The following is a 22,878-nucleotide window of genomic DNA, read 5'->3' as shown; positions in this document are numbered from 1 at the left end:
GTTTACTATTTTTTCTGCTCTTTCTTTATGGTTTAGACGTAAGTCGTGTTTTTTTTACGTCATGTTGTGACTAATGTCTGAAACGATTAAGTTCCGATGTGCGCCATATCGATCGTCTTCGTGCCGGCAAGCCTGGCAGGCGTCACCGGACGAAATCCTTCGCGACAACAACAAAGGCATTATCACGATGACATTTCCGACCCCACGCCCGCGCAAGTCACTGCTCGTCATGGCCGTCGCCACCGCCATGAGCACCAGCGGCATGGCCAGTGCCCAGACGACCAGCGATCTCGAGGCTCGGATGGCCGAGCTGGAACAGCGCATCATTGCCGCCGAGCAGCGTGCTGCGGCTGCCGAGCGACGTGCCGACGAGGCCGAGCAGGAGGTGGCTCAGAAGCAGGCTACCGGTGCGCCATCCGACAGCCAGGACATCGAGTCGCGGCTTGCCAAGGTGGAGCGCCACGCCAGTGGTGAAGAAGGCTTCTCCTTCAACGCCTACGCCCGTTCGGGGTTGCTGATCGGTGAGAATGGCAAGAGCACCGAGGGTGGCCCCTACTTGACGCCTGCTGGGCAGCAGGGTGGCGCCGTGGGTCGTCTGGGCAACGAGCCGGATACTTACGCCGAGGCGATCCTCAACTACAAGATGCGCTTCGATAACGGCGCCAAGGCGAAGTACACCACTATGATCGCCGATGGTGTCACTACCAGTAATGACTGGACATCCGACGAATCGAGTCTCAACGTGCGTCAGGTCTATGCCGAGTTCAGCGATCTGCCAAGCTTTACCGGTGCCTTCGAGAACGCCTCCATCTGGGCAGGCAAGCGCTTCGACCGCGACAATTTCGATATTCACTGGCTCGATAGCGATTTCATCTTCCTGGCCGGTACCGGTGGCGGTATCTACGACATGCAGCTTGCCGACAACTGGAAGTCGAATCTGTCCGTTTATGGGCGCAGCTTCACCGACTTCCCGGTCGATAGCCATAATCCGGCCGAAGAGTCCGGCAGTACCGACAACTTGATCCTCACGACCAATAACTACTTCGGTAACTGGCAGTGGATGCTCAGCGGCATGAATGCTACCGACAACGATGAGCGTCTGACCGAAGGCAACATCAGCGCCGCGGATAACGGCGTACACACGATGGTGGCTTATCATGGCGACAGCTTCTTCGGCCTGAATGACGGTAACTTCAAGGCGGCGGTGATGCATGGTCAGGGGCTGGGTGCCGAGACCAAGAGCATCGGGTCCAACGGCAACTTGAGCGAGGATGCCACCGCGACACGCCTGGGCCTTTATGGCACCACCTACCTGGCGCCCAACTGGCGCGTGGCGCCGGCGATTCTGGCTGAAACCAGCGAAGACCGTTACGTCGCAGGTGACCAGTATGACTGGGCAACGTTCAATGTTCGCCTGGCCAATGAGCTGACCGAAAACTTCGAGATGCAATATGAAGGCAGCTACCAGTGGATGGATATCTCGCCCGAAGGCTTTGGTGGCAACAATGCCGTGGAAGGGGATTACACCAAGCTGACCATCGCGCCGACCTTCAAGCCGGAGGTGGGAGGCTTCTGGAAGCGTCCGGAGATCCGGGTGTTCGCCTCCTGGAGCGACTGGGACGAAGCGCTCAACGACTATTCGGCGGACGACGCCTTCGGTAGCGACGGCTTCACCGGCGGCGAGTGGGCCTTCGGGGTGCAGAGCGAGATCTGGTTCTGATCCAGCCGGCTCGGCGTCGTCCGGGCCGATGATGGCTTGCTGTTCTGATTCTTGCCCGCGGCACTTTTGCCGCGGGCCTTTTGCATGGGACCGGCACCGCGTTGCCCCTGTCCTTCCGGAGTCTGATTCATGCCACTGCTTCAGGAAAAGCTCGGTCCTCCGGGGCTCCTTACCCCTCTGGTGGCCCGGCCGCGTCTCAATGATCGCTTCGCTTTCGACGAGCGCATTCGCCTGCTGGTAGTGCAGGCACCTCCCGGCTATGGCAAAAGCAGCTTGGTAGCCGAGCGGCTGGCGGCACTGGAACAGCCCGCCGCCTGGCTGCGTCTCGACGCCCGCGACGATGCACCCCAACGCTTCGTGAATTACTTCGGCGCGGCGCTGGATCGCTTGTGCCGTGAGCAGTTGGGATACTCGCTGTTGCCTACCGATGAGAGCCCTTTCGAGGAGCGTATCGACGCCTGGCTGGCCAGTCTGCCTGCCGAGGCACCTCCCTGCCGTCTGGTGATCGACGAGTTCGAGCACATCCGCCACTCCGTCATCCGCGATGGTCTGGTTTACTGGCTACGCCACCAGCCGCGCTGGCTGACCCTGACCCTGATATCGCGTAGCCGACCGTCGCTCGGTTTGCCGGGCCTTCGCCTGCGCGGCGAGGTCGAAGAGATCGATGCGCAGGCGCTCGCCTTCGACCTGGAGGAGGCCCAGACACTGTGCGCCGAGCAGCTCAGCTTCCCGCCCACCCGGGTCAGCCTGGAGCGGGCCCTGCGGCTGACGGGGGGGTGGGTAATGGCCCTGGACTGGCTGATCCAGCGCACCACTACGCGGGCCGGTTTCGACAGCCTGCTGGAGCGTCTGGACGGCAGCCATCCGGATTTCGTCGCCTGGTTCGATGAGCTGCTGGAGGCTTGTCTCGACGAACCCGATCGCCGGCTGTTGCTGCAGCTCGGGGTTCTGGAGCGCTTCTCCCCGACGCTGGTGGCACGTCTGCTCGAGGGGGAAGGTGTTTCCCAGCGACTCGAGGCCCTGGAAGAGGCTGGCCTGTTCCTGGAACGGCCTGATCCTCACGAGCAGTGGTTTCGCTTCCAGCCGCTGTTCGCCAGCTACCTACGCCACCGCCGCCATGAGCTGAGCCTGGCGTCACAGCGCCAACTGCATCGCCGTGCCAGTCAGGCGTGGTTGGCGCTGGGCGATCCCGCTCTGGCCCTGGCACAGGCTATCGAGGCCGATGACCCCGAGGTTCTCACGGCGCTGGTGGAGCTCCAGGGCCCCCATCTGCTGGCTCATGGTCACTTCGCACTGCTGGCGCGGGCCCTGGCGACGCTCGGCGAGCCGCGTATCGGTGCCTCGCCGCAATTGACGCTGCTGCATGGCTGGGTGTCCCACGCCCAGTACCAGTTTGGCCGTACCGCCCAGGCCATCGGTTGGATCGAGGCCCAGCTCGAGGAGCCAGCCTGGCAGGAACTCACCGCCGAGTTCGCTACCCTGCGCGCTCAGTTGGCGATCAACCAGGGCGACGCCGAGCGCGCCGCGCCGCTGGCCGAACAGGCCTTGACCCGACCGGCCCGCTATCTGGCCGCCACGCCGGTATCGGCCGGTGCCATCCTCTGCGAGTCGCGTTTCGTCCAGGGGCGACTCGAGGAGTCGCTGGTGCGGATCCATGAGGTAGAGCGTGAAGCGAAGCGCATCGGCGATGACCAACGGATGTTGTGGGCGCTATGCCACCATTCGGAGACCCTGGTCGCCCAGGGGCGTCTGCAGACCGCCTACGATATCCAGGAGCGGGCCTTTGCGCATATCGAGCATAGTGGCCTGGATCGGCTGCCGGTCGCCGAGTTTCTGTATCGCATCCGTAGCCAGTTGCTGTGGGAGTGGCACCGACTGGACGAGGCCGAGCAGGCAGCCCTCAAGGGTATTGCCCTGCTCGATCGCCAGGGCGAGCGCTGGACCCTGCAGTGCCATGTGAGCCTGGCCAAGATCGCCCTGGCGCGCGGCGATCAGGCCCAGTGTGCCGACCACATCCGGCGTATGCGCAAGATACTCGCCGACGGCGACTATCACATCGACTGGCGGGCCAACGCCCACGCTACTCTGCTGGCCTGGTGGCAGGCCAACGACGACCACGATGCCGTGGCCCGTTGGCTGCAGGAGGCGCCGCCCGCCGAGCCCGATACCGCCAGCAATCACTTCGCCCAGGCCAACGTGCGCAACCACGCCCGGGCCTTGATGCTGCTCGGCCGGCCCGAGCAGGCCCGGGCGCTTCTGGAGGCCCTGGAGATTCAGGCTGCGCGTTTCGGCCTGGTTACCGATGCCAACCGCAATCGGCTATGCCTGGCGCTGCTGGAATGGCAGTGCGGGCATGTGCCGGCAGCCCTCGACCATCTGCTCGCAGCCTTGGAGCTGGCCTCGCGCACGGCCCTTACCGGCAGTTTCCTTCGCCTTGGCCGCCCGCTTTCCAACATGCTCACCCGGCTGCTCGAGACTCGAGAGCTGGACGAGCTGGCCAGGCATCGCGCCGAGCGGCTGCTCACGCTGGCTGGCCGTCAGCGTGACTTCGGCCGCGCCGTGCGCTTGATGCTCGACGAGTCGGTGATCGCCGACATCGTCGCCCGCCCCGATGTGCCTGAACTGATCCGTACTTCACCCCTGACCCGTCGTGAGTGGCAGATTCTGGGGTTGATCCATGCCGGACTCTCCAACGAACAGATCGCCGAACAACTGTCGGTGGCACCCACTACCGTCAAGACGCATATCCGTAGCCTCTACCAGAAGCAGGGCATCCGCCGCCGCGAGGAGGCCATTGCCCTGGCCGGTGACCTGTTGGCCCGTATCCAGGGAGACTAGCCCGAATATGGCACCAACTGCTCGCGTCCTCCTTGCGTCCACAGATGCGGCACATCCGGGCTGGCGCCTCCTCCCCCCACCTACGCCTGTCGCTCATCCCGCGGGAGGATCTCTCGCGCCGGTCCTGCCGCCACCATGAGCGTGACGCTTTTCCCGCGGGTGCGGCTCCAACGCCGACGCCCATCCACGACGAGGACCCGGCACATGACCACAGACACTTCCCAGTACCTCGGCCGACAGGGCGCCGACTGGTGGCGTGGTGCGGTGATCTACCAGATCTACCCACGCAGCTTCATGGACGCGAGCGGCGATGGCATCGGCGACCTGCAGGGGGTGATCGACCGGCTCGACTACATCGCCTCACTGAATGTCGACGCTATCTGGCTGTCGCCGTTCTTTACCTCGCCGATGCTCGATTTCGGCTACGACGTCAGCGATTATCGCGATGTCGACCCCATGTTCGGTACCTTGGCCGACTTCGACCGTCTGGTGGAGGCCGCCCATGCCCGCGGCCTCAAGGTCACCATCGACCAGGTGCTCTCCCACACCTCCGATGCGCATGCCTGGTTCCAGGAAAGCCGTGAAAGCCGCGACAATCCCAAGGGTGACTGGTACGTGTGGGCCGACCCCCGGCCCGACGGCGCCCCGCCCACCAACTGGCAGGCGATCTTCGGCGGCTCGGCCTGGCAGTGGGACACCCGCCGCTGCCAGTATTACCTGCACAACTTCCTGGTCGAGCAGCCGGACCTCAATTTCCGCAATCCTGAGGTGGTCGAGGCCATCCTCGGCGAGGTCCGCTTCTGGCTGGAGCGTGGTGTCGACGGTTTCCGCCTGGATGCAGTGAACTTCTGCACCCACGGCGAGCTCAAGGACAACCCGCCGAGGGAAGATATCCCGGAGGGTTTCATCGGGGTACGCCCCGACAACCCCTATGGCTACCAGCAGCACCTCTACGACAAGACCCAGCCGGAGAACCTGGCCTTCCTCGAGCGACTGCGCGCGCTGCTTGACGAGTACCCTGGTACGACCAGCGTCGGCGAGGTCGGCGACGACGACTCGCTGGGCGTGATGGCCGAGTATTCCAAGGGCGGCAAGCGCCTGCACATGGCCTACTCCTTCGATCTGCTCGGCGAGCGTCATGACCCCGAGTACCTGCGCGGCATCCTGACCGAGATGGAGGCGCGCATCGAAGATGGCTGGCCCTGCTGGGCACTGGGCAACCACGATGTCACCCGCTTGGCGACCCGCTGGGATGCCGAGGACGATGCTGCCAAGCTGCGTCTCTATCTGGCCTTCCTGCTGACTCAGCGTGGCAGCATCTGCCTCTACCAGGGCGAGGAGCTGGGCTTGAGCGAGGCCGAACTGAGCTTCGAGCAGTTGGTCGATCCCGCCGGCATCACCTTCTGGCCGGCCTACAAGGGCCGTGACGGATGCCGTACCCCCATGCCGTGGAAGGCCGATGCTCCCCACGGTGGTTTCTCCAGGGGCGCATCCTGGCTTCCGGTGCCCGACGAGCACCTGGGGCTGGCCGTGGACCAGCAGGATCGAGAGCCGGACTCGCTGCTCAACGCTACCCGCGACTTCCTGGCCTTCCGCCGTACCCAGCCGGCGCTGGTCAAGGGCGACATCGCCTACCATCCGGTGCGTGACGAGGTGCTGTGCCTTGAGCGATGCCATCCGTCGAGCGCCCCCGGCGAGCGCCTGCTGGTGGCACTGAACTTCGCCGGAGAGCTTCGCGAGCTGCCGGCCCCGCGCGCTGCGCGCGCCTTCGATGACGCCCCAGCGATGGTCAACGGCCATTGGCAGGGCGGCACTCTCACCCTGCCGGCGTATGGCATCGCCATCGCTCGCTGCCCGCAATCCGACCAGGAGGATTCGTCATGGGACATCTGACACTGAGTGGCATCGGCAAGGACTATGATGGTGTCGAGATATCGCGCGATATCGACCTGACCATCAACGATGGCGAGTTCGTGGTCTTCGTCGGCCCCTCGGGCTGCGGCAAGTCGACCCTGCTACGCATGGTCGCCGGGCTCGAGGACATCAGCCGTGGCGAGATGAGCCTGGACGGTGAGCGGATCAATGAAATACCGCCTCAGGAGCGAGACATCGGCATGGTGTTCCAGTCCTATGCGCTCTACCCGCACATGACGGTGGCCGAGAACATGGCCTTCGGGCTCAAGCTGGCGCGCACCAACAAGGCCGAGATCCGCCGTCGCGTCGAGCATGCCGCCGGAATCCTGCAGCTCACTCCGCTGCTCGAGCGTCGGCCAAAGGACCTTTCCGGTGGCCAACGCCAGCGAGTGGCGATCGGTCGTACCCTGGTCAAGGAGCCGGCGGTGTTCCTGTTCGACGAGCCGTTGTCCAACCTCGATGCCTCGCTACGGGTCGAGATGCGGGTGCAGATCGCCGAGCTGCACAAGCGCCTTGGTGCCACCATGATCTACGTGACTCACGACCAGGTCGAGGCCATGACCCTGGCCGACCGCATCGTACTGCTGTCGGGTGGACGCATCGCCCAGGTCGGCGCACCGTTGTCGCTCTATCACTTCCCGCACAGCCTCGAGGTCGCGGAGTTCATCGGTTCACCACGCATCAACACCCTGCCGGTGACGGTGGTCGACCCTGGATCGCGGCGTACCGGCGTGCGTCTGCCCTCCGGCGAGACGTTGGCCGTGGCGGTGGATGGGCGTGGCCTCAAGGCGGGCGACGCCGCCATCATGGGGGTTCGCGCCGAAGACTTCGTTGCCCCCGGGCAGGGCGAGGCGACCCTTAAGGCCAAGCTGATGGTGGCCGAGAAGCTCGGCTACGAGACGCTCGCCCACCTGCAGGTCGAGGGCGTCGAGGGCACCGTGACGCAACGCCTCGACGGCCTGGCCCGCCTCGAGGAACACCAGGCCGTCGATCTGGGATTGTCCGGCGACCACTGCCATTTGTTCGGCCGCGACGGCCAGGCCTGCCCACGTCAGGTGGAGATTCCCGGCATTGCCCATTGAGGTGCCTGCTCGCTCCGAACCCGGTCCTTGGCTCTTGTCAGCTCAGGCCCGAAAGGAAAAATCACCCAGATGGCCTTAGGATGTAGGGCCTGGACACGCGAATCGGGCGACACGCATGACGGAACGCGAGAAAATGCTGGCGAGCGAGCTCTATGACCCTCGCGACGCCGAATTACAGGCACTACGCCGCCGGGCACGTCTCTTGACGAGGGCCTTGAACGACAGTCGTGATGATGAAGAGGACGAGCGCGCCCGCTTGCTACGTGAACTCATCCCCAATGCCGGGCCCCATCTCTGGGTAGAAGCGCCTTTCTACTGCGACTATGGCTGTCATATCTGGTTGGGCGAGAACGTTTTCTTCAATTTCAACTGCGTCGTGCTGGATGTCGCACCGGTGACGATCGGCGATAACGTGTTGTTGGGGCCTGGCGTACAGCTCTATACGGCCACCCACCCGTTGGATGCCAAGACCCGTCGCAGCGGACAGGAGGCAGGGCGCCCCATCGCCATTGGCGACGACTGTTGGCTCGGAGGCGGTGCCATCATCAACCCGGGTGTGTCGGTTGGCCCGCGTAGTGTCATCGGTGCGGGCAGTGTCGTGACGAGCGATATTCCGGCCGATGTCTTTGCCGCGGGCAACCCCTGTCGCGTCATTCGCAAGATTGAGAACCGAGCCATGGAAGAATGACCCCGCGACGGGGCTGATCCATCACCGAAGCGGGCTCGCTCATCTGCGCTCGCTCTTCCTGCCCTGGCGCTTGCGTCCTGGGCAGTTTCGTTGCGGTACTTCATGTCTTCTCGATTTGGAACCTGCCCTCCTCACGGCAGGGAAAGCCCTCATGCCCCCTATGTCCACGACCACTGCCGGGTCCACGATCACTGCCGGCGCGTGCCAGCGACTCGGCGCGGGATGGCTTGCGCGCCAACAGGGAGGAGGTGATTGAGCGGAACGTCGAGGTCAGCATGGCGGACATCGAGACACATCGAGCAACGGTGGAGGTGGAGCTTCGCGGCTACTGGGCGAGGTGTCGCGGCTGACCAGTGTTGAGCTTTCTTCCCGCAATGAGCCTCGCCAGCATAAAACCCGGCCGAATGGCCGGGTAAGTCAGCGTCTTGTCAGGACGTGGGAAGCCTTACGAGGAGGTTCTCAGCCCTTGACGCCCCCTGACGTCAGCCCGCTGACGATCCAGCGCTGGCAGAGCAGGAAGACCAGGGTGATGGGCAGCCCGGAGAGCACCGCCGCGGCGGCGAAGTCGCCCCAACGCTGGTTGTGCTCGGCGAGGTACTGCTGGGAGCCGACGGCCAGGGTCAGCTTGTCCTCGTCGATCAGCAGCACCGAGGCCATCGGGTATTCCATGATCGACATGATGAAGGCGAGGATGAACACCACTATCAGGATCGGTACCGACAGCGGCAGCAGGATATGCCGGAAGGCCTGCCAGGTGCTGGCGCCGTCGACCATGGCGGCCTCCTCCAGGGAACCATCGATGGACTCGAAGTAGCCCTTGATGGTCCAGATGTGCAGCGCCACCGCACCCAGCGAGGCGAGGATCAGCGCGCCATGGGTATTGATGCCCAGCCAGGGCACCAGTTGCCCGAGGCGGTCGAACAGCGCGTAGAGGGCCACCAGCGACAGTACCGCCGGGAACATCTGGAATATCAGCATGCCCTTGAGGATCGGCGCCTTGCCCTTGAAGCGCATCCGCGCGAAGGCATAGGCGCTGGTGGTGGAAAGCGCCAGGATCATCAACGAGGACACCATTGCCACCTTGATCGAGTTCCACAGCCACAGCAGCACCGGGAACGGCGGCTGGATGACACTGCCGTCGGGGCGTTCCCAGGGGATGCCGAAGGCCAGCGCCCAGTGTTCCAGGGAGAAACGCTCGGGGATCAGGCTGCCGGTAGCGAAGTTGCCCTCGCGGAAGGAGATCGAAATCACCAGCAGCAACGGAAACACCACCATGGCGACGAAGCCCAGCAGAGCCAGCTGGGCGCCCAGCTTGCGGGCGCGGATGGAACGGGGTTGAACCATGGCCATGAAATGACTCCTCTTAGACCTTGACCTTGGACAGACGCAGGTTGAGCACCGAGAGGCCGACCACCAGCAGGAAGATCAGGGTGGCGATGGCCGCCGCCAGGCCGAAGTTCTGGCCGGCATCCTGGAAGGCAATGCGGTAGGTGTAGCTGACCAGCAGGTCGGTGGTGCCTGCCGGCGTGCTTGCGCCGAGGATGTCCGGGCTTCCTTCGGTGAGCAGGGCGATCAACACGAAGTTGTTGAAGTTGAAGGCGAAGGCGGCAATCAGTAGCGGCATCAGCGGCTTGAGGATCAGCGGCAGTGTGATCCTGAACAAGTTGGTCAGTGGCCCGCCACCGTCCACCGCCGAGGCCTCGAAGAGGTCGCGGGGGATCGACTGGATCAGCCCCATGCACAGCAGCAGCATATAGGGATAGCCCAGCCAGGTGTTGACGATCAGCAGCATGGTGCGGGCCAGCGCCGGGTCGGTGAACCAGTCGGGACTGATGCCGAACAGATTCTCGAGGATCAGGTTTATCTCCCCGTAGTTCTGGTTGAACATGCCCTTGAAGATCAGGATCGAGATGAAGGCCGGCACCGCATAGGGCAGGATCAGCAGGGTGCGGTAGAGGGCCTTGCCGCGCAGATGCTCCCACTGCAGCAGCGATGCCAGCACGAAGCCCACCGCCAGGGTGAACACCACCGTCAGCCCGGCGAAGACGAAGGTCCAGACGAAGATCTGCAGGAAGGGGCCGCGAATGTCCGGGTCGGTGAAGATCTTGGTGTAGTTGTCCAGGCCCACCGCGACCGGCCAGCCGGGGGTGAGCCGCTCGCCGTCCTCGGTGACGAAGAAGCCGCGCTCGTGGTCGGGCGTCAGGGTGGTGCCGTCGCGCCGGTCGGTCAGGCTGCCGTCGGGGTTCTCGGCAAAGCGCGGCAGCATCGGCGCGAAGCTGCGCAGGCCGGCCATCTTGAGCTCGGTGCCGTCCGATGCCACCAGGGTCAGGGCCTCAAGGGTATCGCGCCGGGCGATCACCTCGCGCAAGTTCAGCGCCTCGCCCGGCGGGCTCGCCTGGACTGGCTCGATCGCCAGGGGTTGCCCCGCCTCGGCGTGTGCCAGGGGCTCGGATATCAGTTGCCGCACGCCCTCCAACTTGCCGGCGCCCTTGGCCTCCAGATAGAGGCGCGTCCGATTTCCCTCACGGACCAGTTGGAAATCGAAGGCCTGCCCCTCGGCCTGGTAGGTCTGGTCGAGGAACTGCGCTCGCACCCGCTCCTCGCTGAGCAGGTTGCTCGAACTGTAATTGCTGAAGCTGATGCCGATGGTATAGAGCAGCGGGAAGATCACGAACACGCCCATCCCGGCCAGTGCCGGGAAGATGTAGCGATGACTCATCAGCTCACGCTTGCCGAACACGATCGCCAGGCTGGCCCCCAGTACGAGGAACAGCAGCGAGAACATCCACTGGCCGCGCAGGTGGAAGGCCAACACCAACCAGAGCATGGCCAGTACCAGCAGTATGGTCAGGGCACGCAGTGCCCAGCGGGTGTAGCGCTCGGCGGGGTAGCGGGAGCGATGGCGCGGCAAGCCGCGCGAGGCGTTGGTCACAAACATGGGGTCACCTGCGGTCTGCCCCGGCCTGGGCGTGGTTCACGGCCGGCCGGGTCATGGACTCTGGAAGGAACACGGTTACTCGATGGCGGTGCGGATGCGCTCGGCGGCGGCGTCCAGCGCCGCCTGCGGCGACTGGCGGCCGCTGCCGATGTTCTGCAGCGCCGGTTCCATGGCCGACCAGAAGGCCCCCATCTCGGGAATGTTCGGCATCGGCTCGCCAATCTCGGCATTGGCCAGGGTCGCGGCGATCCGCGGATTGCTCTCCAGGTCCTGCTGGTAGGCCTTGTGGGCCATGGCGCCCAGCGAGCCATCGCCGTTGAAGGTGCGCAGGCCCTCCTCCTCAAGCAGGTAGCTCTCGAGGAACTCGGTAGCCAGAAAATCGTTGGGCGAGGCCGAGTTGATCATCGCCGCCATCACCCCGAACAACGGCTTGGCCCGCTCGTCGCCGACCCTGGGCAGTAGCGCCACGCCGAAGTCGATGCCGCTCTGCTCCAGGTTGCTCCAGGCCCAGGGGCCGCTGATCATGGCGGCTACCTCGCCCTTGTTGAACCGCGTATCGGTGACACTGTAGTCGGTGCCCTCGGGCAGCACACCGCTCTCGATCAACTCACGCAGCAGGCGGGCACCTTCAATGGCTCCGGCGTTGTTGACGCCGATATCGCTGATCTCATAGCCCTCCTCGGTGCGCCGGAAGGGGTAGCCGCCATTGGCTGCCAGCAACGGCCAACTGAAGTAGGGCTCGCCGTAGTTGAAGAGGATGGCCTTTTTGCCCTCCTGTTCGAGCTCGGCGTCGAGCGCGGCGAGATCGGCGAAGCTCTCGGGGGCTGTCTCCACCAGGGCCTTGTTGTAGATCAGGCCCAGCGACTCCACCGAGATGGGATAACCGTAGGTTTCGCCGTTCCACTCGACGGCGTTCCAGGTGAAGTCGAAGTAGCGCTCACGGTAGCTGTCGGAGGGGGCGACGGCCTTGAGCAGGCCGCTCTGGGCCCACTCGCCCATGCGGTCGTGGGCGAAGATCACGATGTCCGGCCCTTGGCCGCTGCCGGCAGCCTGCTGGAAACGATTGGTGATGTCGTCGGGGTTGACGAGGTCGATGTCGATGCCGGTATCGGCCGTGAACCGCTCGGCTACCTCGCGGATGCCCTGGGGGCCCTTGTTGTCGCCGATCCAGATGGTCAGGCGGTCGTCCTCGAAGGCCAGAGCAGGCAGGGCGGCTCCGGCGCTCAAAGTGGCGGCCAGCAGGAAGGAGACGGAGTGCAGGCGTGGGGTCATGATGTCGACTCCCTTCTTGTTGTGGTGACGGTGTCGTGAATATGCGTGAGTGGGTACCCGGCAAGGCTCGCCGATCCATTGGGTGGGTGCCTCCTCCCTGAGCGGGAGGAGGGCGGCGTAAGGGTGGGGCGTAGGTCATGGTCTCGGGAGCACAGAAGGGGCATGCCAAAGCGGCGATCCCTTGGGACCGCCGCTGGTGAGCAGGCCTGGACGAGCATCGGGCCGGCAGAAAGTCCTGGTCGGCTCGACCACCTAGCTTGGCATGGTCCGGATATCTGTACTGGCCAGGGTCAGCAAGTGCGGATGACGGATGTATTCGAGGCGCTCGTCACCCAATGGGCCTACAGCGTCAGCAGGAACAGGATCAGCGGCGGCGAGAGCAGCGAGAGAATGAAGCCGCTGACCACGGCGACCGGCACGCAGGCAACACCGCCGTGCTGCTGGATCACCGGGAGGGTGAAGTCCATGGAGGTGGCGCCGCCATAGCCGATGGCCAGGGCGGCATGGCGCTGGATGACCAGCGGAATCAGCACGAAGGCGACGAGTTCACGGAACAGATCGTTGAGAAAGGCGATGCCGCCGAGCAGCGGCCCCAACTGGTCGCCGATCAGGATGCCGGACAGCGAGTACCAGCCGAAGCCGGCGGCCATGGCCAGTCCTTCGTTCCAGCGCAGGTCGAGCAGCGGGGCGGCCAGCAGCCCGCCGATCAGCGAGCTCGCCGCCAGGACGCTGGCGATGGCCAGGCCGAAGCGGTTGAGCAGGATCTGCCTGAGCGGCATGCCGGAGTTTCTGAGCTGGCAGCCGATCAGGGCCAGCAGGGCGTAGAGAACCCATTCGGAAAGCGTCTCGGCCCAGGCGAACAGGGGCTCGCCCAGCGCTCCTTCTGCCACCAGGCCGAGGATAACGCCGGCTAGCACCATGCCGATCAGCGACAGCGAGCCCGCCATGGCGGCCAGCTTGCTGGTGGGCGCGCCGGCCACTGCTCGGGAAGCGTCAACCTCGAGGCGCAGGCGACGTGACAGCCAGGCCAGGGCCGTCAGGTTGCAGGCCGAGATCACCACGCACAGCAGCAGCGACTGGCCGCCCAGTTGTGCCAGCTTGCCGCCGAGGTCGTCGAGGCCGGCCAGGCTGATGCCCATCAGCAGTAGGATCACGTAGATGGAGACGTTCACGCCCCGATTGATCCCGGCCATGAGCGTTGGGTGGCGAACGCGTACCAGATAGCCGAGCACTAGGGGCAGCAGGACGATCAACAGGCCACTCAACATCGCGACATTCCTTCCTTGGAGAGATACGCCGCCGGTTTCCAGGCTACCGGCAAATTCTCCACTCTAGGCGTTTTCGAGGTGTGGCGGAAGGCCGGCGATCAGGGCGAATCGAGGCGGGTGAGCGTCAGGTGACTGCGCCGCTCGCCGTCGCGGTAGTAGGCCACGGACAGCAGCAATCCCGGCAGGCGAGGCAGGAAGTCGAAGACCAGGCGGCGGTCCGGTTCGTCCGGCTCGGTCACTTCCACGCGCAGCGCCTCGAACCGGCCTGCGGGGAGATCCAGCGTCTCGCGTCCCAGGAGCCGGTAGTCGATGCGCTCCTCGCGCCCGCGATGGTCGAGATAGTGAACCCGGCAGTCCGAGGTGCAAGTTCCGTCGATGGCCTGCCGGGACAGGGCGACAAGGGCACTCTGGCGGTCCGGCCATGTCTGCAGGGCGTCGCGCTCGAGTCGGTAGGACCGCTGGATGCCCAGCAGCGAGTAGCCGGAGGCGTAATAGAGAGAGTGAACCCGGCCGTCCTCGTCGAGACGGAAGCGCCCCATCTCATGACCGCTGATGCCCGGCAACTTGGTACTCATCTCGCTCTGCCAGCCGATGCCGGTGTGCTGCAACTGATGCTGAATGTCGGCATCGGGCCAGCCTGCCACCTGCAGGTGGTAGCGGGCATCGAATGGCTGCGGTGGCGTTGCGGCAGCAGCGGAACCGGCAAACAGCAGGAGCAGTGGCAGCAGCCACGAGGGGCGTAGCGGCAAGGCAGGCATGAAAGATCCTCATCGGTGTCGACAGCCCTGGGAACGCGAAGGGAGGCGCGGGGTTCCCGAGGATAGGCAGAACCGGCGGCCATGGCCAGCTTCATGCGGTTCGCCCTGGCCCCGATGCGCTCGTCGCCTCGCCGAACATGGCCTATGCTGGCGGCAGAAGTGCTGCTCCACCCACCGAGGAGGTTCATCCCATGGCCAGGTTACTGCTCATCGCCGGCGATTTCGTCGAGGACTACGAGATCATGGTGCCCTTTCAGGCTCTGCAGGCCATGGGCCACACGGTGGACGCCGTGTGTCCCGACAAGCGCGAGGGCGATCGGATCCGTACCGCCATCCATGATTTCGAGGGCGATCAGACCTATACCGAGAAGCCCGGACATGACTTCATTCTCAATGCCACCTTTTCCGAGGTGTCGGCGGCCGACTATGACGGTTTGGTGATTCCCGGCGGGCGTGCCCCGGAGTATCTACGCCTGGATGAGCGCGTGCTCGAGTCGGTGCGTCACTTCTTCGAGTACGAAAAGCCGGTGGCCGCTATCTGCCATGGCGCCCAGTTGCTGGCCGCCGCCATTTCCCTGTCAGGGTTCAGGGTCTCGGCCTATCCGGCCTGTGCGCCGGAGGTTTCGCTGGCCGGGGGCGACTATGCCCAGATCGAGGTCGATCAAGCCATCACCAGCGGCAAGCTGGTGACCGCTCCCGCCTGGCCGGCGCATCCGGCCTGGCTGGCGCGTTTCAACGAACTGCTGTGATTCGCCGGCGCATCTCCGATGGGTAGCCGGGGCCGCCGATTCTGGCGGCCTCGATCGTTCGGTTCATCGCCGTGCGACGAGGGCCTTACTGAGCGTCACCGGGTAATCCTCGCCGTTCGTGGTGAGTCGGGTGAGGCTTTCCGGAAGGCTCTGCCGGGCCTGTGCCACGCGTTCCCGGGCGGATTCCGCCAGTGCCATGCCCGCAGGGTCGGGCTGGCCTTGTGTCACGCTGCGCACCAACAGCGGTATCCCGTCTTCGAGCTGCTCGTCGCGGCCGGTGATGGTATCGCCGACGAAGTGGCCGGCAGCGTCGAAGTGACGGTAGACCTGCTTGCGGCCCGGCAGGTTTACCTTGCCCGGTGAATGTTTGACCCGGGGCTTGCCGGCGTATTCCACCAGCTTGTAGGAAAGATCGATGACCGGGGCGTCGGTCGAGGCGCCCATTTGGGTGCCGACACCGAAGGCGTCGATCGGGACGTCGGCCTTCAGCAGGGCGTCGATGGCGTGCTCGTCCAGGCCACTGCTGGCGATGATCTTCACGTCGCCGAGGCCGGCGTCATCGAGCAGTTGGCGCGCGGCGCGGGCCAGTTCTTCGAGATTACCCGAATCGAGCCGGATGGCGCTGATGCGCAGGTCGGGCTCGTCGTGCAGTAGGGCGATGACCTCGCGCACGCCCGCCAGGGTGTCATGGGTATCCACCAGCAGAGTGGTGTCCGGCATGTGGCAGGCGAAGGCGCGGAAGGCCTCGCGTTCGCTGTCGTGGGCGAGAATGTAACTGTGTGCCATGGTGCCGTTGAGGGGCAGGTCGTGGCGCAGGCCGCCGAGCACGTTGCTGGTGCCGGCTAGGCCGGCAGTGCGGTAGGCACGCACGCCGCGCACTGCGGCGTCGATACCGTGCATGCGGCGCAGGCCGAAGTCGACCACCGGCCGTCCCCGGGCCGCCATGACCAGTCGTACCGCCTTGGAGGCCAGGACCGTCTCCAGTTGCACCAGGTTCATGACCAGGCTCTCGAGTAGTTGTGCCTGGGCGATGGGCGCGTCGACTTCCAGCAAGGGCTCGTTGGCGAAGACCGGCGTGCCCTCCGGGAGCGTCCAGATGTCGCCCTCGAAGCGCCAGTTCGCCAGCCAGTCGAGGAAGGCGTCGTCGAAGCGCCCGGTCTCGGCCAGCCGTGCGATGGCGTGTTCGCTGAAGCGTAGCTGGCTGAGCCGCTCGGCAGCATGCTGCTGGCCGCAGGCGAGCATGAAGCGGCGTTCGGCCGGCAGGCGGCGGAAGAACAGGCTGAAGGTCGACGGGGCGTTCATGCCTTCGCGCCAGTAGGCCTGGGTCATGGTCAACTGGTAGAGGTCGGTGAGCAGCGCCAGCTCGTCGTCTTCCACCGTCAGCGGGACGGTTATCGGCATAGTTCGGCACCGGCGTCGGTGAGGGTGTTGCGGCAATCCTCGATGGCATCGGGATCCACCGCCGCGCTCAAGTCGTCGAGCAGTCGTGTAGCAAATCCCTCGTGCAACGCATCGAGCGTGGTGGCCTTGACGCAGACGTCCAGCGCCAGGCCGCAGACCGTGACGCGTTCGATCCCGCGTTCGCGCAGGTAGTTGCCGAGTCCGGTGTCGTCGAAGGCGGAGTAGGCGTCGCGGTCGAAGGCGGTGGCCTTGCTGACGCGTATGGTCGTTTCGGGCAGCGCCAGGTCGGCGTGAAAGGCGGCGCCCGGGGTGTCCTGCACGCAGTGCACCGGCCAGGGGCCGCCCCGATGGGCGAAGCTGGCGTGGTCCACCGGGTGCCAGTCCCGCGAGGCAACGATCAGGGCGCCAGCCCGCTGCGCCGCGTCCATCTCGGCGTTGATGCCTGGCACCAGTGCGTCGCCGCCGGCCACGGCCAGGGCGCCGCCCGGGCAGAAGTCGTTCTGCATGTCGACCACCAGCAGGGCATCGCGGTGGTCGTAGTCCTGGGTGAGCTGAGACATCGCGCACCTCCTTCACGGGGAATCGGTGGGTGTCAGCCAATGAGGGCGTGCGTCGATATCGCCCCCGCTATCCATCAGCGTATCGCGTGCACGGGCGTTCGTGTAGGCCAGGGCGTCAGTAGCCGGCCGCCGGATCGATGGTCGGCTGGGGCGTGCCGTTCTCGAAGGCGCGCAAGGCCTCGGCGACCTGGTCGACGGCATCGCCGAGTGGCGTGGGGCCGGCCATGTGCGGCGTGACGAGGATGCGGGGATGCGACCACAGCGGACTGTCCTCGGGCAGAGGTTCCACCGGGAAGGCGTCGAGCAGGGCGCCGCGCAGTCGTCCCGCATCCAGGGCCTCGAGCAGTGCCGTCTCGTTGATCAGCGAACCGCGCCCAGGATTGATCAGGCTGGCGCCCTCGGGCAGCAGGCCGAGGGTTCGCGTGTCGATGAGGTGGCGGGTCGCCGGGGTGTCCGGGAGCAGCAGCACCAGGCTGCGTACCTGGCCGAGCAGGGTGTCCAGTCCCGCCTCTCCATGGTGGCAGGTTACGGCGTCGAGCTGCTTGGGCGAGCGGCTCCAGCCATGCACCGGGAAGCCGTCGGCGGCCAGGGTGGTGGCGACCTTGGCACCGATGGCGCCGAGCCCCAGTACGCCCACCGGCCAGTCCGTCTTGTCGATCAAGGGGCGCTCGCGCCATTCAGCGGCGGCCTGCTGACGGGCGTAGTGGTCGAAGTCGCGCTGGAAGTGCAGCACCCCGTATCGCACGTAGTCGGCGATCGGGCCGGCCATGCCGGCGTCGCGCAGCTTGACGATGGGCACGTCACGGGGCAGGGCGGGATTGTTCAGCAGGGCATCGACGCCGGCACCGAGATTGACGATGCCCTTGAGCCGGCCAAGCTCGGCGAACAGCTCCGCCGGGGGCTTCCAGGCGGCCAGGTAGTCGATGTCGCGGCGCTGCTCGGCGCTCGCTTCGCCGGTCAGGATCTCGGCATCCGGCAGGCGTCGGGCCAGGGCCTCACGCCAGTCATTGGCGCGGTCGTGGTGGACGAGTACGCGCATCATGTCCTGCTCCTGATTGCCTAGTAGACGAATTGCATCATGGGCGGTGGCGCCTCGCCGAGCAAGTTGGCGAGACGTTTCAGGCCCTCCTCGAAACGCTCGATGTCGGATTCGGCGCCGACGCTCAGGCGCACCCGCCGAGGGGCCGCCGTCTGTTCGACCATGAAGGGAACGGCGGTGGTGATGGCCACGCCTTCCTGCTCGGCCTGCTGCTGAAGCTCCTCGGTACGCCAGGCGGTGGGGAGCGCCAGCCAGACATGCAGGCCGGTGGGGCGGGCCGTGTGCTCGTGACCGCTCAACAGCCGGGAAGCGAGGCGCTGGCGTTCGGCGAGCAGTTCGCGCTGTTCGCTGGCCATGTGCTCCAGGGTGTCGTCGGCAATCCAGGCGTCGGCGATCTCAAAGATCAGCGGCGTGGCCATCCAGGTGGTGGCGCGCATGCGTGGCAGGGTGTGGTGCAACTGCCCGCGCGGCACGCTGAGGTAGCCGGCGCGCAATCCCGGCACCGTGGCCTTGGTCAGGCTGGTGACGTGGAAACCCTGGTGCGGCACGCGGGCGGTGAGGGGCGTCAGGCCGGGAGCCTCGAGCAGGGCGTGGACATCGTCCTCGATGAGCCAGACGCCATGACGCTCCAGTACCTCGGCGATGGCATCGCGGCGCTCCTCACTCATGGTGGCGCCAGTGGGGTTGAGCTGGGTGGGCGTCAGGCAGACGCCCCGCGGCTTGAAGCGTTGGCAGGCGATATCCAGGGCTTCGGGCAGCGCTCCCTGGTCGTCGATGGCCACGCCGCGCAACTGGAACCCCAGGGTGCGTGACAGGGCGATCAGGCCATGATCGGTGAGCGCCTCGGTCAGCACCAGGTCGCCGTGCTGGACGACCGTGGAGATCGCCAGCAGCAGGCCATGAGCGGCGCCATTGCAGAGGATGCGGTCATCCGGCTCGCCGGGAACGCCGAGGCGTCGGGACAGCCATTCACTGGCCCTTTCACGCTGATGGGGAAGCCCGGCGATCGGGCGGCTGGCGGTCACTACATCGGGACTGGCCTGCTCGGCGAGCAGGGCGAGGGTTTCGCGAAAGCGCAGGTGGTGGCCCGGTGGGCAGACCGGATGGGCGATGGACAGATCGATCAGCGCATCCTCGGGTCGAGGTTCGGAATTGCGCAGATAGGCGGATTCCCGGGTATCGTCGAGTGCGTTGATCCAGGTGCCGCTGCCGGTGCGCGCCTGGACAAGCCCCATCTTTTCGGCCTGGGAGTAGGCGCGGGAGACAGTCTGGACGCTGACACCCAGGGTGTCGGCCAACTGACGATGCGGCGGCAATCGGGTGCCGGGTGTCAGCTCGCCCTGGCGAATCGCCTCGGAAAGTGCCCGGGCGATGGCGAGGTACTTGGGGCCCGTCTCGGAGAGATAAGGCGTCAGGTTAATTGTCATGATTCAATAAAGCCTTTGACCGCCCGCCAAGTGGTGGTGATAGTATCAGACTAGCGATATTGGCCGGTAATTGTCATGAGACATGTTAACAAATGTCATGACAATGAATATGGCCCTGACACGGTCGGCAAGTTAGCGCTATGGAAGCACCGCACGAATCGCCGAGCGTAGTAAAGTGCAAGGCGCCCGGAGCACAGAAAGCGAGACATAACATGTCGTTAGGCGAGCTTTCGCGCACCGGGTGACGCCGCGATTTGCCCGCGCAAGCATTTGTGCCGTGTTTCCCTATGCCCCGGTGCCTCGGGCAAGAGGCAGCCGGATATCGGTGACATGATCGTTTGGCGAGCGATTTCATGATTCAGGTTTCATTACCCTTCACCCGTGAGGAATACGCTGGCCGGCTATGGAAGGTACGCACCGAAATGGCGAGCCGGGGTATCGATGTACTGATCATCAGCGACCCGTCCAATATGGCGTGGTTGACCGGTTACGATGGCTGGTCGTTCTATGTGCATCAATGCGTGCTGCTTGGTCTCGAAGGCGAGCCGGTCTGGTATGGACGACGCATGGATGCCAATGGGGCGCTGCGCACCTGCTGGATAGATCCGGACAACATCACCTATTACCCGGATCACTATGTCCAGAATCCGGACATGCATCCCATGGACTACCTGGCCCAGACGATCCTGCCCGATCGTGGCTGGCACAAGGGCGTCGTGGGCATGGAAATGGACAACTACTACTTCTCGGCCAAGGCCTATCAGTGCCTGCTGAGGGAGCTACCCCATGCGCGTTTCATGGACGCCAACTCGCTCGTCAACTGGTGTCGTGCCATCAAGTCGCCCCAGGAAATCGAATACATGCGCGTCGCCGGCAAGATCGTCGCCGGCATGCACTCGCGCATTCTCGAGGTCATAGAGCCGGGGCTGCCCAAGAGCAAGTTGGTGTCGGAGATCTACCGGGTCGGTATCGAAGGCTGGACGTCGCCCGACGGCAAGGTGTTCGGTGGCGACTATCCTGCCATCGTGCCGATGCTGCCCACCGGGCAGGATGCGGCGGCACCTCACCTGACCTGGGACGATTCACCGTTCCGCAAGGGCGAGGGGACCTTCTTCGAGATCGCCGGGGTCTACAAGCGCTACCACGCGCCGATGTCGCGTACCGTCTACCTGGGGCGTCCGCCCCCTGAGTTCGTGCGTGCCGAATCGGCCCTGCTCGAGGGCATCGAGAACGGCCTGGAGGTGGCCAAGCCCGGTAACCGCACGGCCGACATCGCCATGGCGCTGGGCGCGGCCATGGACAAATACGGTTTCGACCGGGGTGGCGCGCGCTGCGGTTATCCCATCGGCATCAGTTATCCGCCGGACTGGGGTGAGCGCACCATGAGCCTGCGCCCCTCCGACGAGACGATCCTCGAGCCGGGCATGACGTTCCATTTCATGCCCGGCCTGTGGGTCGAGGACTGGGGTCTCGAGATCACCGAGAGTATTCTGATTACCGAAACCGGCTGCGAGACGCTGGCCGACTTTCCGCGCCAGCTGTTCGTCAAGTAAGGAGTCACCATGAGCAAGCAATCCGGCCAGCAGCGGCCCAGCCCGATTTCCGCCACCGTCGACTTCGAGGCCGACGGCGTCCAGCACGGTTTTCTCAAGCTGCCGATCTCCAATGACGAGTCTGCCTGGGGCGCGGTGATGATTCCCGTCACCGTGGTCAAGCGTGGCGAAGGCCCTACGGCGCTGTTGACCGGCGGCAATCACGGCGACGAGTATGAGGGCATCACTGCCCTGCAGAAGCTCTCCAGCCGGTTGCGGGCGGAGGACGTTCAGGGCCGGGTGATCATCGTGCCGATGATGAACACGCCCGCTTGCATGGCTGGCCGCCGGACCTCGCCGATGGACGGCGGCAACCTCAATCGCAGTTTTCCGGGGGATCCGAACGGTTCCGTCACCGAGAAGATCGCCGACTACTTCACCCGCGTGCTGGTACCGATGAGCGATGTCGTGCTCGACCTGCACTCCGGCGGACGAACACTGGACATCATTCCGTTCGCCGCCTCCCACGTGCTCGATGACGCCGAGCAGCAGCGTCGTGCCCTGGAGGGGGCCAAGGCCTTCGGTGCGCCCTATGCCATCATGATGTTCGAGCTCGATGCCGAGGCGCTGTTCGATACCGCCGTGGAGCGCCAGGGCAAGATCTTCGTGGCCACCGAGCTGGGTGGCGGTGGCACCTCGACGCCCGAGAGCCTGGCCATTACCGAGCGCGGCATCGACAATTTTCTGGTGCATTATGGCCTGGTCGAGGGCGAACTCCAGGTGCCCGACGAGCCCCAGATCTATCTCGACATGCCCGATGCCAGTTGCTATGTGCAGAGCGAGCACACCGGCCTGCTCGAACTGACCGTGGCACTGGGCGAGCCGGTGACGCAGGGGCAGGTCATCGCCCGGGTCTATGACATGACGCGCAGTGGCGTCGCACCCGTCGAGTATCGGGCCGAACGCGACGGCGTGCTGGCCGCACGTCGCTTCCCGGCCAGTGTCAATATGGGTGATACCATTGCGGTGATCGCCGAGGTCGTCGAGTCGCTCGGCTGAAACTGACAATCAGGTAGATCCATGAAGCTCGATCGCTATGATCTGAAGATCCTCGAGATCCTTTCCCGAGACGGTCGTATCACCAAATCGAAACTGGCCGAGGCCATCAACCTTTCGGTCAGTCCCTGCTGGGAGCGCGTGCGGCGCCTCGAGAAGGCCGGCGTCATAGAAGGCTACGGCGCTCGTCTCAACACCGATGTGCTGGTCAAGCGCACTCCGGTCTGGGTGCAGATCGAACTCAAGGCCCACAATGCCGAGAGCTTCGCGCGCTTCGAGGCGCTGGTGCACGACACGCCGGAGGTCACCGAGTGCGTGGCCGTCGGCGGAGGCGTGGATTACCTGGTCAAGTTCGAGGCGACCACGATCGACACCTATCAGCGGCTGATCGATGACTGGCTGGTCTCCGACGTCGGCATCGAGCGCTATTTCACCTACATCGTCACCAAGACCGTCAAACGCCCCGCGGATGGCTTCACCATGGACGATTTCGCATCGAGTCGAGCGTGACCGGTCTGGCGTGTCTTCTGCGTTGATTCGCTTCGCCGCCCATGGGCATAAGCTGAAGGGAGAGGAGGCGAAGTCCCGCCATTGACGGGTGATCCCACCGGCATGACGGGAAAGAGCCGCTGGCCG

The 22,878-nt window shown here is 65.0% G+C and carries 18 protein-coding genes; 9 read left to right on the top strand and 9 right to left on the bottom strand.

The window, feature by feature from the left end:
• Window positions 1-187: 187 nt before the first annotated feature.
• From FZZ93_RS09510 to FZZ93_RS09490, 5 genes are all read left to right on the top strand, one after another.
• Window positions 188-1,720, top strand: coding sequence for a carbohydrate porin (locus FZZ93_RS09510; RefSeq protein WP_149322095.1), 1,533 nt, complete (start codon window positions 188-190; stop codon window positions 1,718-1,720).
• 129 nt (window positions 1,721-1,849) lie between these two features.
• Entirely contained in the window at window positions 1,850-4,558 is a 2,709-nt protein-coding gene (malT, locus tag FZZ93_RS09505; protein WP_149322094.1) for an HTH-type transcriptional regulator MalT, read from the top strand.
• A 204-nt stretch (window positions 4,559-4,762) separates the two neighbouring features.
• Window positions 4,763-6,451 (top strand): alpha-amylase family glycosyl hydrolase, encoded by a 1,689-nt coding sequence (locus FZZ93_RS09500; protein ID WP_149322093.1) that lies wholly within the window; start codon window positions 4,763-4,765, stop codon window positions 6,449-6,451.
• A complete protein-coding gene (gene ugpC, locus FZZ93_RS09495) occupies window positions 6,439-7,554 on the top strand; it encodes a sn-glycerol-3-phosphate ABC transporter ATP-binding protein UgpC (RefSeq protein WP_149322092.1) in 1,116 nt (371 codons plus the stop codon). The genes FZZ93_RS09500 and ugpC overlap by 13 nt, the downstream gene beginning before the upstream one ends.
• A 115-nt stretch (window positions 7,555-7,669) precedes the next feature.
• The gene (locus FZZ93_RS09490) at window positions 7,670-8,242 is read left to right on the top strand and encodes a sugar O-acetyltransferase (RefSeq protein WP_149322091.1); all 573 of its coding nucleotides are present in this window, start codon (window positions 7,670-7,672) and stop codon (window positions 8,240-8,242) included.
• Window positions 8,243-8,701: 459 nt separating this feature from the next.
• Here FZZ93_RS09490 and malG read toward each other — a convergent pair whose 3' ends face one another.
• The 5 genes from malG to FZZ93_RS09465 all read right to left on the bottom strand — a co-directional run bounded on the left by malG (window position 8,702) and on the right by FZZ93_RS09465 (window position 14,478).
• Window positions 8,702-9,592, bottom strand: a complete 891-nt coding sequence (malG, locus tag FZZ93_RS09485; protein ID WP_149322090.1) for a maltose ABC transporter permease MalG — start codon at window positions 9,590-9,592, stop codon at window positions 8,702-8,704.
• Between the two features lie 13 nt (window positions 9,593-9,605).
• The gene (gene malF, locus FZZ93_RS09480; RefSeq protein ID WP_149322089.1) at window positions 9,606-11,180 is read right to left on the bottom strand and encodes a maltose ABC transporter permease MalF; all 1,575 of its coding nucleotides are present in this window, start codon (window positions 11,178-11,180) and stop codon (window positions 9,606-9,608) included.
• A gap of 75 nt (window positions 11,181-11,255) precedes the next feature.
• On the bottom strand, window positions 11,256-12,452 hold the full coding sequence (gene malE, locus FZZ93_RS09475) for a maltose/maltodextrin ABC transporter substrate-binding protein MalE (RefSeq protein WP_149322088.1): 1,197 nt from the start codon (window positions 12,450-12,452) through the stop codon (window positions 11,256-11,258).
• 341 nt (window positions 12,453-12,793) lie between these two features.
• Window positions 12,794-13,720, bottom strand: coding sequence for a LysO family transporter (locus tag FZZ93_RS09470; protein WP_149322087.1), 927 nt, complete (start codon window positions 13,718-13,720; stop codon window positions 12,794-12,796).
• 98 nt (window positions 13,721-13,818) lie between these two features.
• The gene (locus FZZ93_RS09465) at window positions 13,819-14,478 is read right to left on the bottom strand and encodes a ubiquitin family protein (RefSeq protein ID WP_149322086.1); all 660 of its coding nucleotides are present in this window, start codon (window positions 14,476-14,478) and stop codon (window positions 13,819-13,821) included.
• A gap of 191 nt (window positions 14,479-14,669) precedes the next feature.
• Here FZZ93_RS09465 and FZZ93_RS09460 point away from each other — a divergent pair, with 191 nt between their 5' ends.
• Window positions 14,670-15,227, top strand: coding sequence for a DJ-1/PfpI family protein (locus FZZ93_RS09460; protein WP_149322085.1), 558 nt, complete (start codon window positions 14,670-14,672; stop codon window positions 15,225-15,227).
• Window positions 15,228-15,290: 63 nt separating this feature from the next.
• Here FZZ93_RS09460 and FZZ93_RS09455 read toward each other — a convergent pair whose 3' ends face one another.
• From FZZ93_RS09455 to ehuR, 4 genes are all read right to left on the bottom strand, one after another.
• On the bottom strand, window positions 15,291-16,628 hold the full coding sequence (locus FZZ93_RS09455; protein ID WP_149322084.1) for a nicotinate phosphoribosyltransferase: 1,338 nt from the start codon (window positions 16,626-16,628) through the stop codon (window positions 15,291-15,293).
• The gene (locus FZZ93_RS09450) at window positions 16,619-17,188 is read right to left on the bottom strand and encodes a nicotinamidase (RefSeq protein ID WP_149322083.1); all 570 of its coding nucleotides are present in this window, start codon (window positions 17,186-17,188) and stop codon (window positions 16,619-16,621) included. Before FZZ93_RS09450 ends, FZZ93_RS09455 begins: the two co-directional genes overlap by 10 nt.
• Window positions 17,189-17,303: 115 nt before the next feature.
• Window positions 17,304-18,227 carry a 2-hydroxyacid dehydrogenase gene (locus FZZ93_RS09445; protein ID WP_149322217.1) on the bottom strand — a complete coding sequence of 308 codons (924 nt, stop codon included), beginning with the start codon at window positions 18,225-18,227 and terminating at the stop codon, window positions 17,304-17,306.
• 20 nt (window positions 18,228-18,247) lie between these two features.
• A complete protein-coding gene (gene ehuR, locus FZZ93_RS09440) occupies window positions 18,248-19,654 on the bottom strand; it encodes a MocR-like ectoine utilization transcription factor EhuR (RefSeq protein ID WP_149322082.1) in 1,407 nt (468 codons plus the stop codon).
• Between the two features lie 353 nt (window positions 19,655-20,007).
• Here ehuR and doeA point away from each other — a divergent pair, with 353 nt between their 5' ends.
• The 3 genes from doeA to FZZ93_RS09425 are packed head-to-tail and all read left to right on the top strand — an operon-like array spanning window position 20,008 to window position 22,752.
• Complete coding sequence (gene doeA, locus FZZ93_RS09435; RefSeq protein ID WP_149322081.1) at window positions 20,008-21,207, top strand: ectoine hydrolase DoeA; 1,200 nt, start codon at window positions 20,008-20,010, stop codon at window positions 21,205-21,207.
• Window positions 21,208-21,216: 9 nt separating this feature from the next.
• Entirely contained in the window at window positions 21,217-22,245 is a 1,029-nt protein-coding gene (gene doeB, locus FZZ93_RS09430; RefSeq protein ID WP_149322080.1) for a N(2)-acetyl-L-2,4-diaminobutanoate deacetylase DoeB, read from the top strand.
• Window positions 22,246-22,266: 21 nt separating this feature from the next.
• Window positions 22,267-22,752, top strand: a complete 486-nt coding sequence (locus FZZ93_RS09425; protein WP_149322079.1) for an Lrp/AsnC family transcriptional regulator — start codon at window positions 22,267-22,269, stop codon at window positions 22,750-22,752.
• The last annotated feature ends 126 nt before the right edge of the window (window positions 22,753-22,878 follow it).

The organism is Halomonas eurihalina, from assembly GCF_008274785.1.
In the GTDB taxonomy this organism is placed as follows: domain Bacteria; phylum Pseudomonadota; class Gammaproteobacteria; order Pseudomonadales; family Halomonadaceae; genus Halomonas; species Halomonas eurihalina.
This window is presented reverse-complemented; position numbering and strand designations above follow the sequence as displayed.